The 13,645-nt window shown below is 66.3% G+C and carries 13 protein-coding genes and 1 tRNA gene; 8 read left to right on the forward strand and 6 right to left on the reverse strand.

The window, feature by feature from the left end:
- Positions 1-12: 12 nt before the first annotated feature.
- Positions 13-1,215: a porin gene (locus tag J7024_RS17730; protein WP_124828896.1), complete on the forward strand. Its 1,203-nt coding sequence runs from the start codon at positions 13-15 to the stop codon at positions 1,213-1,215.
- A gap of 78 nt (positions 1,216-1,293) precedes the next feature.
- A complete protein-coding gene (locus J7024_RS17735) occupies positions 1,294-1,635 on the forward strand; it encodes a PAAR domain-containing protein (protein WP_233409925.1) in 342 nt (113 codons plus the stop codon).
- A gap of 9 nt (positions 1,636-1,644) precedes the next feature.
- Here J7024_RS17735 and J7024_RS17740 read toward each other — a convergent pair whose 3' ends face one another.
- The gene (locus tag J7024_RS17740; RefSeq protein ID WP_124828894.1) at positions 1,645-1,956 is read right to left on the reverse strand and encodes a cupin; all 312 of its coding nucleotides are present in this window, start codon (positions 1,954-1,956) and stop codon (positions 1,645-1,647) included.
- Positions 1,957-2,035: 79 nt separating this feature from the next.
- A complete protein-coding gene (locus tag J7024_RS17745) occupies positions 2,036-2,719 on the reverse strand; it encodes a DJ-1/PfpI family protein (RefSeq protein ID WP_234745327.1) in 684 nt (227 codons plus the stop codon).
- Between the two features lie 117 nt (positions 2,720-2,836).
- Here J7024_RS17745 and J7024_RS17750 point away from each other — a divergent pair, with 117 nt between their 5' ends.
- Together J7024_RS17750 and J7024_RS17755 are read left to right on the forward strand one after the other, a co-directional pair.
- On the forward strand, positions 2,837-3,805 hold the full coding sequence (locus J7024_RS17750) for a GlxA family transcriptional regulator (RefSeq protein WP_124828890.1): 969 nt from the start codon (positions 2,837-2,839) through the stop codon (positions 3,803-3,805).
- Between the two features lie 196 nt (positions 3,806-4,001).
- The gene (locus J7024_RS17755; RefSeq protein WP_124828889.1) at positions 4,002-4,973 is read left to right on the forward strand and encodes a LysR family transcriptional regulator; all 972 of its coding nucleotides are present in this window, start codon (positions 4,002-4,004) and stop codon (positions 4,971-4,973) included.
- A gap of 110 nt (positions 4,974-5,083) precedes the next feature.
- Here J7024_RS17755 and J7024_RS17760 read toward each other — a convergent pair.
- The 4 genes from J7024_RS17760 to J7024_RS17775 all read right to left on the reverse strand — a co-directional run bounded on the left by J7024_RS17760 (position 5,084) and on the right by J7024_RS17775 (position 9,475).
- Positions 5,084-5,160, reverse strand: a tRNA-Met gene (locus J7024_RS17760).
- A gap of 124 nt (positions 5,161-5,284) precedes the next feature.
- Complete coding sequence (locus J7024_RS17765; protein ID WP_124828887.1) at positions 5,285-6,943, reverse strand: MFS transporter; 1,659 nt, start codon at positions 6,941-6,943, stop codon at positions 5,285-5,287.
- 232 nt (positions 6,944-7,175) lie between these two features.
- Positions 7,176-8,729 (reverse strand): sensor histidine kinase, encoded by a 1,554-nt coding sequence (locus tag J7024_RS17770; protein WP_124828885.1) that lies wholly within the window; start codon positions 8,727-8,729, stop codon positions 7,176-7,178.
- Between the two features lie 17 nt (positions 8,730-8,746).
- On the reverse strand, positions 8,747-9,475 hold the full coding sequence (locus J7024_RS17775) for a response regulator transcription factor (RefSeq protein WP_124828883.1): 729 nt from the start codon (positions 9,473-9,475) through the stop codon (positions 8,747-8,749).
- Between the two features lie 190 nt (positions 9,476-9,665).
- Between J7024_RS17775 and recA the strand changes: the two genes are divergently transcribed.
- The 4 genes from recA (at position 9,666) to sucC (ending at position 13,592) form a co-directional block, all read left to right on the forward strand.
- Positions 9,666-10,736 (forward strand): recombinase RecA, encoded by a 1,071-nt coding sequence (gene recA, locus J7024_RS17780; protein WP_124828881.1) that lies wholly within the window; start codon positions 9,666-9,668, stop codon positions 10,734-10,736.
- The gene (recX, locus tag J7024_RS17785) at positions 10,736-11,602 is read left to right on the forward strand and encodes a recombination regulator RecX (protein ID WP_234745328.1); all 867 of its coding nucleotides are present in this window, start codon (positions 10,736-10,738) and stop codon (positions 11,600-11,602) included. Before recA ends, recX begins: the two co-directional genes overlap by 1 nt.
- Positions 11,603-11,748: 146 nt before the next feature.
- Positions 11,749-12,357 carry a DUF2889 domain-containing protein gene (locus J7024_RS17790; RefSeq protein ID WP_124829091.1) on the forward strand — a complete coding sequence of 203 codons (609 nt, stop codon included), beginning with the start codon at positions 11,749-11,751 and terminating at the stop codon, positions 12,355-12,357.
- Between the two features lie 68 nt (positions 12,358-12,425).
- A complete protein-coding gene (sucC, locus tag J7024_RS17795) occupies positions 12,426-13,592 on the forward strand; it encodes an ADP-forming succinate--CoA ligase subunit beta (protein WP_006755512.1) in 1,167 nt (388 codons plus the stop codon).
- Positions 13,593-13,645 lie beyond the last annotated feature (53 nt).

The raw sequence follows: 13,645 nt of genomic DNA on the forward strand, positions 1-13,645 counted from the left end.
GGAGATCTCTCGATGAAAAAACGGCTGTTGGCAGGCGCGGGCGTCGCGCTGATCGCGGGTGCGGCGCACGCACAGAGCAGCGTTACGCTGTACGGCATTATCGATGAAGGGCTGACCTACACGAGCAATGTTGCGTCAACCGGTGCGAACGGCACGACAAGCGGCAAGCCCGCGCTGCGGTTGCTGGGCGGCGTGCAGCAGGCAAGCCGCTGGGGGCTGCGCGGCAGCGAGGATCTCGGCGGCGGGCTGGCGGCGGTCTTCACGCTAGAGAACGGGTTCGATCCGAGCACCGGCAAGCTCGGGCAGGGCGGGCTGATCTTCGGCAAGAAGGCGTTCGTCGGGTTGTCGGGGCCGTTCGGCACCGTGACGCTCGGCCGGCAGTACGACACCAACGTAGACTTCCTCGGCCCGCTCGAGGCCGCCGCGCTGTTCGGCGGCTACATGGTTGCGCACCCCGGCGACCTCGACAACGTGAACAACGCGAACTCGACCAACAACGCGATCAAGTTCACGAGCAACGACTACGGCGGGTTCCGCTTTGCGGCGATGTACGGGGTCGGCGGCGTGGCGGGCGCGGCGACGCGCGACCAGGTGTGGTCGGCGACCGTCGGCTATACGCGCGGGCCGCTCGCGGTGGCGGCCGGCTACCTGAATGCGCGCAACCCCAACGTGTCGTTCTTCGGGACGACCGGCAGCCCCGCGCCGACCGTGGGCGGTGTGCCCGGCAACAACATGCAGTCGCCGGTGTATTCGGGCTATGCATCGGCGCGCACGTTGCAGGTCGCGGCGGTGGGCGGTACCTATGCGATCGGCGCGGTGACGCTCGGCGCGATGTATACGAACACGTCGTTCCGCCAGCTCGGCGACCTGTCGTCCGGGCCGAACCCTGGCGGCGTGTCCGGCAACGCGGTGTTCAACAACGCCGAGGCGAGCGTGCGCTACCAGTTCACGCCCTATCTGTTCGGCGGCGTCGCGTACGACTATACGCGCGGCGGCGGTGTGAACGGTCGCGATGGCGCGACGTATCACCAGGTTGCGGCCGGGCTCGACTATTTCCTGTCGAAGCGCACGGACGTCTACGTGACCGCTGTCTATCAGCGCGCTTCGGGCATCGATTCGACTGGGCATGCGGCCGTCGCGGCGATCAACGGCCCCGGCGCGTCCGCGAACGACCGGCAGCTCGAGGCGCGAATCGGCATGCGGCACAAGTTCTGAGGTGCCGGTCCGGACGATGGAGACCGGCCGCACGGTTATATCCTCACGAAACGCCCGCGACCGACGGGCGAATACCGGTTGCCCGCACGCGGTCCGACGCTGCGTTGCGCGGCGTTTCCGAGGGAGAGCCCAACCACGAGCCGAAAATTCATTCTGAAGGGCGACACGACCGACCATGGCGGCGTCGTGCTGGACGGGATCGCCAATTCGTCGTTCGACGGCCGCGAGCTTGCCTATCTCGGCGCGCCGGTGTTCCGCGCCACGTGCAAGACCCAGGGCGCGATCGTGTCGGACGGCGGCGAGCGGACGATGACCGTGATGGGCAAGGTCGTCGCGCTCGATCACGACCTGTGCCAGTGTCTGTGCACGCCGCAACCGAAGCTGATCCCGTCGCAGGGCACGGGGACCATCTCGGGCTGAAGCCTGTCGTCAGACGCTGCCGTCGGTCTCGATCACGAGGATGCGCGCTTCGCCGAGCGGGTGCGCGACGTGCTCGGTGCCGACCGTTGCATGGAAGACGTCTCCTGTCTCGAGCACCGCCGCGTGCTCGATGCCCGCTTCTCGATAGCGCATCTCGACACGGCCGTCGAGCACCGCGAACACTTCCTCACCGTCGTTCACGTGCCATCGGTACGGCTGATCGGTCCAGTGCAGACGGACCGTGATGCCGTTCAGGTTCGCAATGTCCAGCGCGCCCCACGGGCGCTGCGCGGTGAACGCGCGACTGCGGACGATGTTCATCGTTGGATCCTTGCGTGCCAATACGTCGACAGGCAGGCGGACGGACGGTGCCTGCCGGCGGGATTCCGTTCGCTCGGGATCAGTGCGACATCGCGCGCAACGCTGCGTCGACGATCTGCCTGCGCTTGTCCAGACCGGCCGCCGAGCGCGCCGTCACGCGTTTCAGGACCGATGCCGGCGCGGTATCTGGCGAACCCGCATTGAACGGCGGCGCCGGCGCGTATTCGAGCGCGAGCTGAATCGACTGCGCCTCTTCTTCGCCGGCCAGTTCGGCGGCGATCGTCAATGCGAAGTCGATGCCGGCCGTCACGCCGCCGCCGGTGATCAGGTTGCCGTCGCGCACCACGCGTTCGCGCACGGGCACCGCGCCGAGCGGCTCCAGCAGTGAATGAAAGCTCCAGTGCGTCGCTGCGCGGCGTCCGCGCAGCAGGCCGGCCACGCCGAGCAGCAGCGCACCCGTGCAGACCGATGTCACGTAGCGCGCCGTGGCCGCGCGCTGCTGCACGAACGCGATCGTTTCGGCATCGAGCAGCAGCGCGTTGATTCCGATTCCGCCGGGCACGCAGATCACGTCGAGCGGCGGGCAGTCGTCGAACGTGCAGGTCGGCGCGAGCGCGAGGCCGCTGCTCGACGCGACCGTGTCGCGCGATTTCCAGACGAGATGGACGGCCGCGTCGGGCAGCGACGCAAGCACATCGTGCGGACCGGTGAGATCGAGCTGCTGGACGCCCGGGAACACGAGAAGGCCAATATGCAGGGTCATGCGAACACTCCGAATGGAAGGGGAACGCGCCGCAGCCGGCGCACGATGGACAGATCGATTCTAGGCGCGTAGTGTTTGGCGAAATTGCCATATCACCCACGTTTTCAGCCAATCGCCATGTCTGCCGCACCACGCTCGATCCTGGTCCTCGCGTTTCCCCGTGCGCAATTGCTCGACGTGACCGGGCCGCTGCAGGTGTTCGCTTCCGTCAACGAGCTCGCGCAGGAGCGCGGCCAGCCCGCACCGTATGCGCCGCGCGTCGTCGCCGCCGACGCCGGGCCGATCGAGACCTCGTCCGGCCTCGTCGTGATGGCCGATTCGCTGCGCTCGGCCGGACGGCCCGATACGGTGATCGTGGCCGGCGGCAAGGGCGTGCAGGCGGCGTCGCGGGATGCGCGGATGGTGCGTTGGGTCCGGCAGCAGGCGCAGCGCGCACGACGTGTCGCGTCGGTCTGCACCGGCGCGTTCCTGCTTGCCGAGGCCGGCCTGCTCGACGGGCGGCGCGCGGTCACGCACTGGGCACGCTGCGACGAATTCGCGGCGCGCTACCCGAACGTGCGCGTCGAAGCCGATCCGATCTTCATCCGCGAAGGCTCGTTGTGGACGTCGGCCGGCGTGACGGCCGGCATCGATCTCGCGCTCGCGCTCGTCGAGGAGGATCTCGGACGGGCGGTCGCGCTCGACGCCGCACGCGAACTCGTCGTGTTCCTGAAGCGGCCGGGCGGGCAGGCGCAGTTCAGCGCGATGCTGTCGATGCAGCGCACCGACGATCGTTTCGGTGAGTTGCATGCGTGGATCGCCGAGCATCTGGCGGCCGATCTATCGGTGCCGGCGCTGGCCGAGCGCGTCAGCATGAGCGAGCGCAGCTTCGTGCGCCACTATCGCGCCGAAACCGGCCGCACGCCGGCGCGCGCGGTCGAGCAGATCCGTATCGAGGCCGCGCAGCGTTTGCTCGGCGAAACCGTCTGGCCCGTCAAGCGAATCGCCACGCGCTGCGGCTTCGGTTCCGAAGAGACGCTGCGACGCAGTTTCGTGCGCGTGCTCGGCGTGTCGCCGCAGGGCTATCGCGAGCGGTTCGTGCGGTAACGGCACACGTGCACCATTGGCGGCCGTGCGCAATGCCGGGGACGGAACGATTGCGGTGTCGAACTGAACGCAGGTCGATCACTTTCGAGTCCGAAGCGCTGCGACTATTCAGAAGTGGAGAACAATAGGCGGGGGCTTGTGCCGTGCCCGTGGCGCGCTCTATTCTGTTCCGTTGGCGATTCGAAGGGGGCGCAGCATGGACCGCATCCAGGCAATGGAAGTTTTCACCCGCGTGGTCGACGCGAACAGCTTTACGCGTGCGGCCGACACGCTCGCGATGCCGCGCGCGTCGGTGACGACCATCATCCAGAATCTCGAGGCGCTGCTCGGCGTGCGTCTGATGCACCGGACGACGCGCCGGCTGTCGTTGACGCCGGAGGGCGCCGCGTACTACGAGCATTGCATGAAGATCATCTCGGAGATCGCGGAAGCCGACGCGAGTTTCCAGACCGGCAACCGCAAGCCGAGCGGCGTGCTGCGCGTACACATGCCGAACTCGCTCGGGCGGCGCGTCGTGCTGCCCGAGCTGTCGGTCTTCCGGCAGCGCTATCCGGACATCACGCTCGATCTCGGCCTGTCGGACCGATACGTCGATCCGGTCGAGGAGGGCATCGACTGCATGATCCGGGTCGGGCCGCTCGAGGATTCGTCGATGGTCGCGCGGCGGATCGGGATGCTCAAACGCGTGACCTGCGCGTCGCCCGACTATCTGGCGCGCCATGGCGAGCCGCAGGAGATCGCCGATCTCGCCGATCATCATGCGGTGAATTTCCGTGCGAGCCACGGCGCGCGTGCGATTCCGTGGGTGTTCATGATCGAAGGCAAGCCGGTCGAGGTGCGGATGAACGGCAGCGTGACCGTCAACGATTCGGACGCGTATGTGACGTGCGGGCTCGAAGGGTTCGGAATGATCCAGCCGACGCTGTTCATGGTGCTGTCGAACCTGCTCGACGGTTCGCTCGTCGAGGTGCTGCCCGACTGCAATCCGAAGCCCAAGCCGATCTCGATCGTGTATCCGCACAACCGGCATCTGTCGCAGAAGGTGCGCGTGTTCGCGGACTGGATCGCGGAGTTGTTCGAATCGACGCCGGCGCTGGAGGGCGGGGAGAACTGGCGCGGGAAGGTGCGTGTGGATGCGGTAGAGGAGCGCGGATCGTTGGTGGCGTAGAGCGCAACGTGCGCGTGACCTGAAGGACGGGTGACACGCGACACCCGCTTGCACCGGATGAGACAATGAAAAAAGCCGCTGCTCCGTAAGGAGCAGCGGCTTTTCGCATTTGGTGGCGAATCAGGGACTCGAACCCCGGACCTGCGGATTATGATTCCGTCGCTCTAACCGACTGAGCTAATTCGCCGAAGACTTGAATTATGTAGATGTACCGCCCGGCTGTCAACACCTTTTTCCATCTTCCCTGAAAAAAGTTGCCGGCGGCCCGTTCGGGCCAGGATAGCGGGCAGGGTGCCGCCCGCTATCCTGCCTCAATCCTGCGCGTAGATATTGGAGTCCTTCGTCTCCTTGACGAACAGCAGGCCGATCACGAACGTGACCAGCGCGATCACGATCGGATACCAGAGCCCCGAATAGATGTCGCCCTTCGCCGCGACGATCGCGAATGCGGTCGCCGGCAGGAAGCCGCCGAACCAGCCGTTGCCGATGTGATACGGCAGCGACATCGACGTGTAGCGGATCCGCGTCGGGAACATCTCGACCAGCATCGCGGCGATCGGGCCGTAGACCATCGTCACGTAGATCACGAGGATCGTCAGGATCACGATCGTCATCGGCCAGTTGAGCTGCGCCGGGTCGGCCTTGGCCGGATAGCCTGCCGCCTTGAGCGTGGACGCGAGCGTCTTGTCGAACGCCGCGCCCTGCGCCTTCGCATCGGCCGCCTTGCCGTCATAGGCCGGGATCACCGTGTCGCCCACCTTGATCTCGGCGCTCGAGCCGGCCGGGGCCGCGATGTTCTCGTAGTTCAGGCCGGCCTTCGCGAGCGCGCTCTTCACGATGTCGCACGAGCTCGTGAACTTCGACGTGCCCACCGGGTTGAACTGGAACGAGCAGGTGGCCGGGTCGGCAACGACCGAGATGGGTGCCTTCTGCGTCGCGAGTTCGAGCTGCGGGTTCGCGTAGTGCGTGAGCGCCTTGAACAGCGGGAAGTACGTGAGCGCGGCGATCAGGCAGCCGGCGAGAATGATCGGCTTGCGGCCGATCCGGTCCGACAGCGAGCCGAAGAACAGGAAGAACGGCGTGCCGATCAGGAGCGCGATCGCGATCAGGATGTTCGCGCTGGCACCGTCGACCTTCAGCGTCTGCGTCAGGAAGAACAGCGCGTAGAACTGGCCCGTGTACCACACGACGGCCTGGCCGGCGGTCAGGCCGACGAGCGCGAGGATCACGATCTTCAGGTTCTTCCACTGGCCGAATGCTTCGGTCAGCGGCGCCTTCGACGTCTTGCCTTCCGCCTTGATGCGCAGGAACACCGGCGATTCGTTCAGCTGCATCCGGATCCACACCGACACCGCGAGCAGCAGGATCGACGCGATGAACGGCACGCGCCAGCCCCAGTTGCCGAATGCCTCCTCGCCGATGAAGGTGCGCACGCCCAGGATCACGAGCAGCGACAGGAACAGGCCGAGCGTCGCGGTCGTCTGGATCCACGCGGTGTAGAAGCCGCGCCGGTTCGCCGGTGCATGTTCGGCGACGTAGGTAGCCGCGCCGCCGTACTCGCCGCCGAGCGCGAGGCCCTGCAGCAGCCGCATCCCGATGAAGATCACCGGAGCGGCGATGCCGATCGACGTGTAGCCGGGCAGGAAGCCGACCACGAACGTCGAGATGCCCATGATCACGATCGTCACGAGGAACGTGTGCTTGCGGCCGACGAGGTCGCCGAGCCGGCCGAACACGATCGCGCCGAACGGTCGCACGGCGAAGCCGGCCGCGAAGCCGAGGAGGGTGAAGATGAAGGCGGCGGTCGGATTGACCCCGGAGAAGAAGCTCTTGCTGATGTAGGCCGCGAGCGAGCCGGCCAGGTAAAAGTCGTACCACTCGAACACGGTGCCGAGCGACGACGCGAAGATCACCTTCTTTTCTTCGCCCGTCATCGGCGAGTGCGAAATTTGCCCGCCTAACGTTGCCATGAATCGTCTCCAAGTCCCTTGATATAGATATGCGGCCGCCTTGGGTGGGCGGGCCTGTCGACGATTATTGGCAGGGAAACTTACGGCGCACTGACTCGCGCATGCAAAACGACTGCGCGTTAACCCGCGAAGAATCGGCCGCTTCGCGTCCCGATCGTGTCGCGAACGGGCGATAAAGCGGCGGTTTCGACGCGATCGCGCCACGCCGGGCGGAGTGGGGCCGGCACGCGTGTCAGGATGGATCGGGCGCGGCGCCCGACAGCGGCAGGCTGATGCGCACGAGCGTGCCGGCGAGGCGCGGCGTGTGCTGATAGACGTGATCGTCGAGCGTCAGCGTGCCGCCGTGCTGCGTGGCGATTTCGCGCACGATCGCGAGCCCCAGCCCGCTGCCGTCGCCTTCGCGGCCGAGGATCCGGTAGAAGCGCTCGACGACGCGCTCGCGTTCGCCGGCCGGGATGCCGGGCCCGGTATCCTCGACCTCGAGATGCACGCGCTGCGCCGCATGATCGGCCCGCACGCGCACGGTGATGCGCCCGCCTTCGGGCGTGTAGCGGATCGCGTTGTCGACCAGGTTGCCGAGCATCTCGCGCAGCATTACGGGATGGCCGTCGACGTCGAGCGGCGCGTCGTCCTCCGGGCCTTCGTAGCCGAGGTCCATCCGCTTCGCGAGTGCGGCCTGCACCCAGTCGCGCACCGTGCGCCGTGCGAGCGAGCCGATCTCGACCGGCTCGAACGTCAGCCCGCTCGCGCGGTTCTCGGCGCGCGCGAGCGCGAGCAGTTGCGTGACGAGCCGCGCGGCCTGCTCGGAGCTCGTCGCGATCTGCTCGAGCGAGCGCTGCACGTCGGGCGGCACGGGGTGGCGCAGCGCGAATTCGGCCTGCGTGCGCAAGCCGGCGAGCGGCGTCTTCATCTGGTGCGCGGCGTCGGCGATGAAGCGTTTTTGCAGCGCCATGTTCTGTTCGAGGCGCGCGAGCAGGTCGTTGAACGACGTGACGAGCGGCTCGATCTCGGGCGGCGCGCGCTGCGCCTCGACGGGCGACAGGTCGTCGGGCCGCCGCGCGCGGATGTGCGCCTGCAGCGCGTTGAGCGGCGCGAGCCCGCGCGACAGCCCGAACCACACGAGCAGGATCGCGAGCGGCAGGATCACGAACTGCGGCAGGATCACGCCCTTGATGATGTCGTTCGCGAGCGCATTGCGCTTGTCGAGCGTCTCGCCGACCTGGACGAGCACCGGTTGCGTGCCGCTCGACTGCGGCAGCGCGACGGTCGTATATGCGACGCGCACGTCGTTGCCGCGCAGCAGGTCGTCGCGGAACACGACGACGCCCGGCGGCGGGCGATCCTCGTCGCGCGGCAGCGGCATGTCGGCCTCGCCCGCGACCAGCTCGCCGCGCGTGCCGAGCACCTGGAAGTAGACGCTGTCGACGTTGTCCGCGCGCAGGAAGTCGCGCGTCTGCTGCGGCAGCGTCAGCTCGGCGACGCCGTTGACCGGATGGATCTGCCGCGCGAGCACATACGCATTGGTTTCGAGCGCGCGGTCGAACGGGCCGTTCGCGATCGTCTTCGCGACGAGATAGGTGACGGCGATGCTCATCGGCCACAGCAGCAGGAGCGGCGCGAGCATCCAGTCGAGGATTTCGCCGAACAGCGAGCGCGGGCGTACGGCTTCGGGCGTGTCGATCTCGTCGGGCGGCGCGAACGGGTTCTCGTAGCGCGCGTCGCGCGCAGCGTCGGCGGCGGACGGTTGCTCGCCGCTCGGATGACGGGAATGGGCCGGCGTGGCCATCGCGGCGACGGCCGGGGTCAGCGCAGCGGCGTGCCGGACGCCGCGGGCTGGGGCGCTGCCGTGTCGGGGGGCGCCGCGGGTGCGACTTTCTCGAGGCAGTAGCCGAGGCCGCGCACGGTGGAGATCCGCACGCCGCTCGGCTCGATCTTCTTGCGCAGCCGGTGCACGTACACTTCGATCGCGTTGTTGCTGACCTCCTCGCCCCATTCGCACAGATGGTCGACGAGCTGCTCCTTCGACACGAGCCGGCCGATGCGCTGCAGCAGCACTTCGAGCAGGCCGAGTTCGCGCGCGGACAGGTCGAGCACGCGCTCGTTCGCATACGCGATGCGGCCGACCTGGTCGAACGCGAGCGAACCGTGGCGCACGACGGTCGGGCCGCCACCCGCGCCGCGCCGGGTCAGCGCGCGCACGCGCGCCTCGAGCTCGTTGAGCGCGAACGGCTTGGCCATGTAGTCGTCCGCGCCGAGATCGAGCCCCTTCACGCGCTCGTCGACGCTGTCGGCGGCGGTGAGGATCAGCACGGGGAGGTTGGAATTGCGCGCGCGCAGGCGCCTCAGCACGTCGAGCCCGGACATCTTGGGCAGCCCGAGATCGAGGATCAGCAGGTCGAAAGTCTGCATCGACAGCGCGGTATCGGCGTCGACGCCGCTCTTCACGTGGTCGACCGCATAGCCCGATTGGCGGAGTGACCGGGTGAGGCCGTCCGCGAGTATGCTGTCGTCTTCGGCGATGAGAATTCGCATGTTGCTGACCGGTGGCCGGCGGGGCGTTCACGCCGGCGCGGCTGTCTCCGAAGTTATTCGTGTACGACGCAACCCGCATTGCGGGCTTGCATAAAACACTGTTTTTTTATACAGTGTCTGCATTCGTGGGCGGCGCTTGAAAGCGGGCGCGCCTCTAACAGACGCTGCTCATCATAGCAAAGGACGATTCATGGAAGATAGCAAGAAGGGCTCCGGGATGACCGCCGAGAAGAGCAAGGCGCTGGCGGCCGCACTCGCGCAGATCGAGAAGCAGTTCGGCAAAGGATCGATCATGCGGATGGGCGACGGCGAAGCGGCCGAAGACATCCAGGTCGTCTCCACGGGCTCGCTGGGTCTCGACATCGCGCTCGGCGTCGGCGGCTTGCCGCGCGGCCGGGTGGTCGAGATCTACGGTCCGGAATCGTCGGGTAAAACCACGCTCACGCTGCAGGTCATCGCCGAACTGCAGAAGCTGGGCGGCACGGCAGCCTTTATCGACGCCGAGCACGCGCTCGACGTCCAATACGCGTCGAAGCTTGGTGTGAACGTGCCGGAGCTGCTGATCTCGCAGCCGGACACCGGCGAGCAGGCGCTCGAAATTACCGATGCACTGGTGCGCTCGGGCTCGATCGACATGATCGTCATCGACTCGGTCGCGGCGCTCGTGCCGAAGGCGGAAATCGAAGGCGAGATGGGCGATTCGCTGCCGGGCCTGCAGGCTCGCCTGATGTCGCAGGCGCTGCGCAAGCTGACGGGGACGATCAAGCGCACGAACTGCCTCGTGATCTTCATCAACCAGATCCGGATGAAGATCGGCGTGATGTTCGGCAACCCGGAAACCACGACGGGTGGCAACGCGCTGAAATTCTATGCGTCGGTGCGTCTCGATATCCGCCGGATCGGCTCGATCAAGAAAAACGACGAGGTGATCGGCAACGAAACCCGCGTGAAGGTCGTCAAGAACAAGGTGTCGCCGCCGTTCCGCGAAGCGATCTTCGACATCCTGTACGGCGAAGGCATTTCGCGTCAGGGCGAGATCATCGATCTCGGCGTGCAGGCGAAGATCGTCGACAAGGCTGGCGCCTGGTATAGCTACAACGGCGAGAAGATCGGTCAGGGCAAGGACAACGCGCGTGAATTCCTGCGCGAGAATCCGGAAATCGCCCGTGAGATCGAAAACCGCATTCGTGAATCGCTCGGTGTCGTCGCAATGCCGGATGGCGCAGGCAACGAAGCCGAGGCGATGGACGAAGAAGAGTGATGGTCGGGCGCCGAGGTCAGGCTGGCGAACCGGAGCAGAGCGACGCGCCCGAAACGGCGGGTCGCTCCGGCCGGCGAACCGGGTCCTCGGGCGCCAACCGGCGGGTCGCGGGCAGTCAGGCCGCGACCCGCACCGCGACGAGGGCATCCGACGATGCCCTCGTTTCGTTTGAGATTGCCGCGCCGGTCGATCCGTTCGACGACGACGAATCGTTCGACGCGCACGACCGGTCGCGCCGTCGCGTATCCGGCGTAAGTTTCCCGGGTGAGCGCGCAGCCAGTTCTGCGGCGCCGGTTGCGGAAGACGTCTATACGCGCAGCAGTCAGCATCCCCGCCGCACGCGCCGCACGCGCCGCGCGTCCGGTGCGTCTTCCGGCGACGAGGCGGGTGCGAGCGAGCGCAAGCCGTCGAAGCCGCCGCGTTCGCTGAAGGGCCGCGCACTTGGCTATTTGTCCCGGCGCGAGTACAGCCGGGCCGAACTCGCACGCAAGCTTGCGCCGTACGTCGGCGAGGACGAATCGGTCGAACCGGTGCTCGATGCGCTGGAGCAGGACGGTTGGTTGTCCGATGCGCGCTTTGCCGAGAGCCTCGTGCATCGCCGCGCATCGCGTGTCGGGGTCGCGCGCATCGTCAGCGAACTGAAGCGCCATGCGGTCGGCGACAGTCTCGTCGAGGAAGTGAATGCACAATTGCGCGAGACCGAATTGACGCGCGCGCAGGCCGTCTGGCGCAAGAAATTCGGTGCACTGCCGCAAACGCCGGCCGAGCGCGCGAAACAGGCGCGCTTTCTTGCTGCGCGCGGCTTCTCGAGCGCGACCATCGTGAAGTTGCTGAAAATCGGCGACGATTTTTTGAGCGACGACTGACCGGTTCGGTCGCGCGCGCGGCGCGCGATTTTGCTGCAATGCAACCATCGATGGACAGCGGGGAATACCCGCCGTTGCGGCAGACTGCCTCAAATACCCAATATGCTAAAATCCACGGGTTTTCCTCTTCGGCCTCAACCTCCAGCATGCCGCTATCCGAGCCCGTGCCCCGTCAGTTGCGACATCGACGCGCAATCCGAGCGGAAGCTTACGAGCGCGGCGACGGCTTGTGGGACATCGAAGCCTGCCTGACCGACCACAAGCCGCGCGATGTCGCGCTTGCGTCGGGCATCCGGCCCCAAGGCCTGCCAATCCACGAACTCTGGCTGCGCGTGACTATCGATCGTGACCTCAATGTCGTCGACGCCGAGGCGTCTTCGGAATGGGTTCCCTATCCCGGTCACTGTCAATCCGCCCCTCCTGCTTATCGGGCCCTCATCGGGCTCAATCTCTTCCGCAATTTCCGCCGCAACGCGAACCGGCTGCTCGCCGGCGTCGCAGGCTGCTCCCATCTCACCGAACTGTGCGCCGTGCTGCCGACCGCAGCGATCCAGGCGTTCGCCGGTGACGTATGGAACGTGCGCGAAGAGGGCGGCGAAGGGCCGGATCACGACGCCGCGCACGCCGAACCGCCTTTCCAGCTCGGTCGCTGCCGGGCGTTGCGGTTCGACGGCGAGGTCGTGCGGCAGTACTACCCGCGCTGGTATGGCGCGGGCCGGCCGGACGCGCCCGGTGATGGCAGCACGAAGGAATGAACGGAAATCATTCGAAGAAGCGTCTTAAGCGACATTTCATCCAACTCTCAGACTGAAGGGAATCACGCATGAAGATTCACGAGTACCAGGGTAAGGAAATCCTGCGGAAATTCGGAGTCGCGGTACCGCGCGGCAAGCCGGCGTTCTCGGTTGACGAGGCCGTCAAGGTGGCAGAAGAGCTCGGCGGCCCGGTGTGGGTCGTGAAGGCTCAGATTCACGCGGGTGGCCGTGGCAAGGGCGGCGGCGTGAAGGTGGCGAAGTCGATCGAGCAGGTTCGCGAATACGCGAACCAGATCCTCGGCATGCAACTCGTTACGCACCAGACCGGTCCGGAAGGCCAGAAGGTCAACCGTCTGATGATCGAGGAAGGCGCGGACATCAAGCAGGAACTGTATGTCAGCCTCGTCGTCGATCGCATCTCGCAGAAGATCGTTCTGATGGGTTCGAGCGAAGGCGGCATGGACATCGAGGAAGTCGCCGAAAAGCACCCGGAACTGATCCACAAGGTCATCGTCGAGCCGTCGACCGGCCTGCTCGACGCGCAAGCCGACGACCTCGCCGCGAAGATCGGCGTGCCGGCTGCTTCGATCCCGCAAGCGCGCGCGATCCTGCAAGGCCTGTACAAGGCATTCTGGGAAACCGACGCGTCGCTGGCTGAAATCAACCCGCTGAACGTTTCCGGCGACGGCAAGGTCATCGCACTCGACGCGAAGTTCAACTTCGACTCGAACGCGCTGTTCCGCCACCCGGAAATCGTCGCGTACCGCGATCTGGACGAAGAAGATCCGGCTGAAATCGAAGCGTCGAAGTTCGACCTCGCATACATCTCGCTCGACGGCAACATCGGCTGTCTCGTGAACGGCGCAGGCCTCGCGATGGCGACGATGGACACGATCAAGCTGTTCGGCGGCGAGCCGGCGAACTTCCTGGACGTCGGCGGTGGCGCGACGACCGAGAAGGTCACGGAAGCGTTCAAGCTGATGCTGAAGAACCCGGATCTGAAGGCGATCCTCGTGAACATCTTCGGCGGCATCATGCGCTGCGACGTGATCGCCGAAGGCGTGATCGCCGGTTCGAAGGCCGTGAACCTGAACGTGCCGCTCGTCGTGCGCATGAAGGGCACGAACGAGGACCTCGGCAAGAAGATGCTGGCCGATTCGGGCTTGCCGATCATCTCGGCGGACAGCATGGAAGAGGCTGCGCAGAAGGTTGTCGCGGCTGCCGCAGGCAAGTAAAGAAGCGTGCCCGGACCTGGCGCTACGCGCCAGGCCCCCCGGGGGAGTCAAGA

Source organism: Burkholderia sp. WTPI3, from assembly GCF_021483755.1.
In the GTDB taxonomy this organism is placed as follows: Bacteria; Pseudomonadota; Gammaproteobacteria; order Burkholderiales; family Burkholderiaceae; genus Burkholderia.

Bases quoted from the DNA above. Each gene is read 5' to 3' on its own strand.
- J7024_RS17775 (WP_124828883.1), bottom strand. From the start codon at position 9,475: ATGCGAATTCTCATCGCCGAAGACGACAGCATACTCGCGGACGGCCTC.
- recX (WP_234745328.1), top strand. From the start codon at position 10,736: ATGGTCGGGCGCCGAGGTCAGGCTGGCGAACCGGAGCAGAGCGACGCG.
- J7024_RS17750 (WP_124828890.1), top strand. From the start codon at position 2,837: ATGTCTGCCGCACCACGCTCGATCCTGGTCCTCGCGTTTCCCCGTGCG.
- J7024_RS17730 (WP_124828896.1), top strand. From the start codon at position 13: ATGAAAAAACGGCTGTTGGCAGGCGCGGGCGTCGCGCTGATCGCGGGT.
- J7024_RS17770 (WP_124828885.1), bottom strand. From the start codon at position 8,729: ATGGCCACGCCGGCCCATTCCCGTCATCCGAGCGGCGAGCAACCGTCC.
- sucC (WP_006755512.1), top strand. From the start codon at position 12,426: ATGAAGATTCACGAGTACCAGGGTAAGGAAATCCTGCGGAAATTCGGA.
- J7024_RS17745 (WP_234745327.1), bottom strand. From the start codon at position 2,719: ATGACCCTGCATATTGGCCTTCTCGTGTTCCCGGGCGTCCAGCAGCTC.
- J7024_RS17740 (WP_124828894.1), bottom strand. From the start codon at position 1,956: ATGAACATCGTCCGCAGTCGCGCGTTCACCGCGCAGCGCCCGTGGGGC.
- J7024_RS17765 (WP_124828887.1), bottom strand. From the start codon at position 6,943: ATGGCAACGTTAGGCGGGCAAATTTCGCACTCGCCGATGACGGGCGAA.
- J7024_RS17755 (WP_124828889.1), top strand. From the start codon at position 4,002: ATGGACCGCATCCAGGCAATGGAAGTTTTCACCCGCGTGGTCGACGCG.
- recA (WP_124828881.1), top strand. From the start codon at position 9,666: ATGGAAGATAGCAAGAAGGGCTCCGGGATGACCGCCGAGAAGAGCAAG.
- J7024_RS17790 (WP_124829091.1), top strand. From the start codon at position 11,749: ATGCCGCTATCCGAGCCCGTGCCCCGTCAGTTGCGACATCGACGCGCA.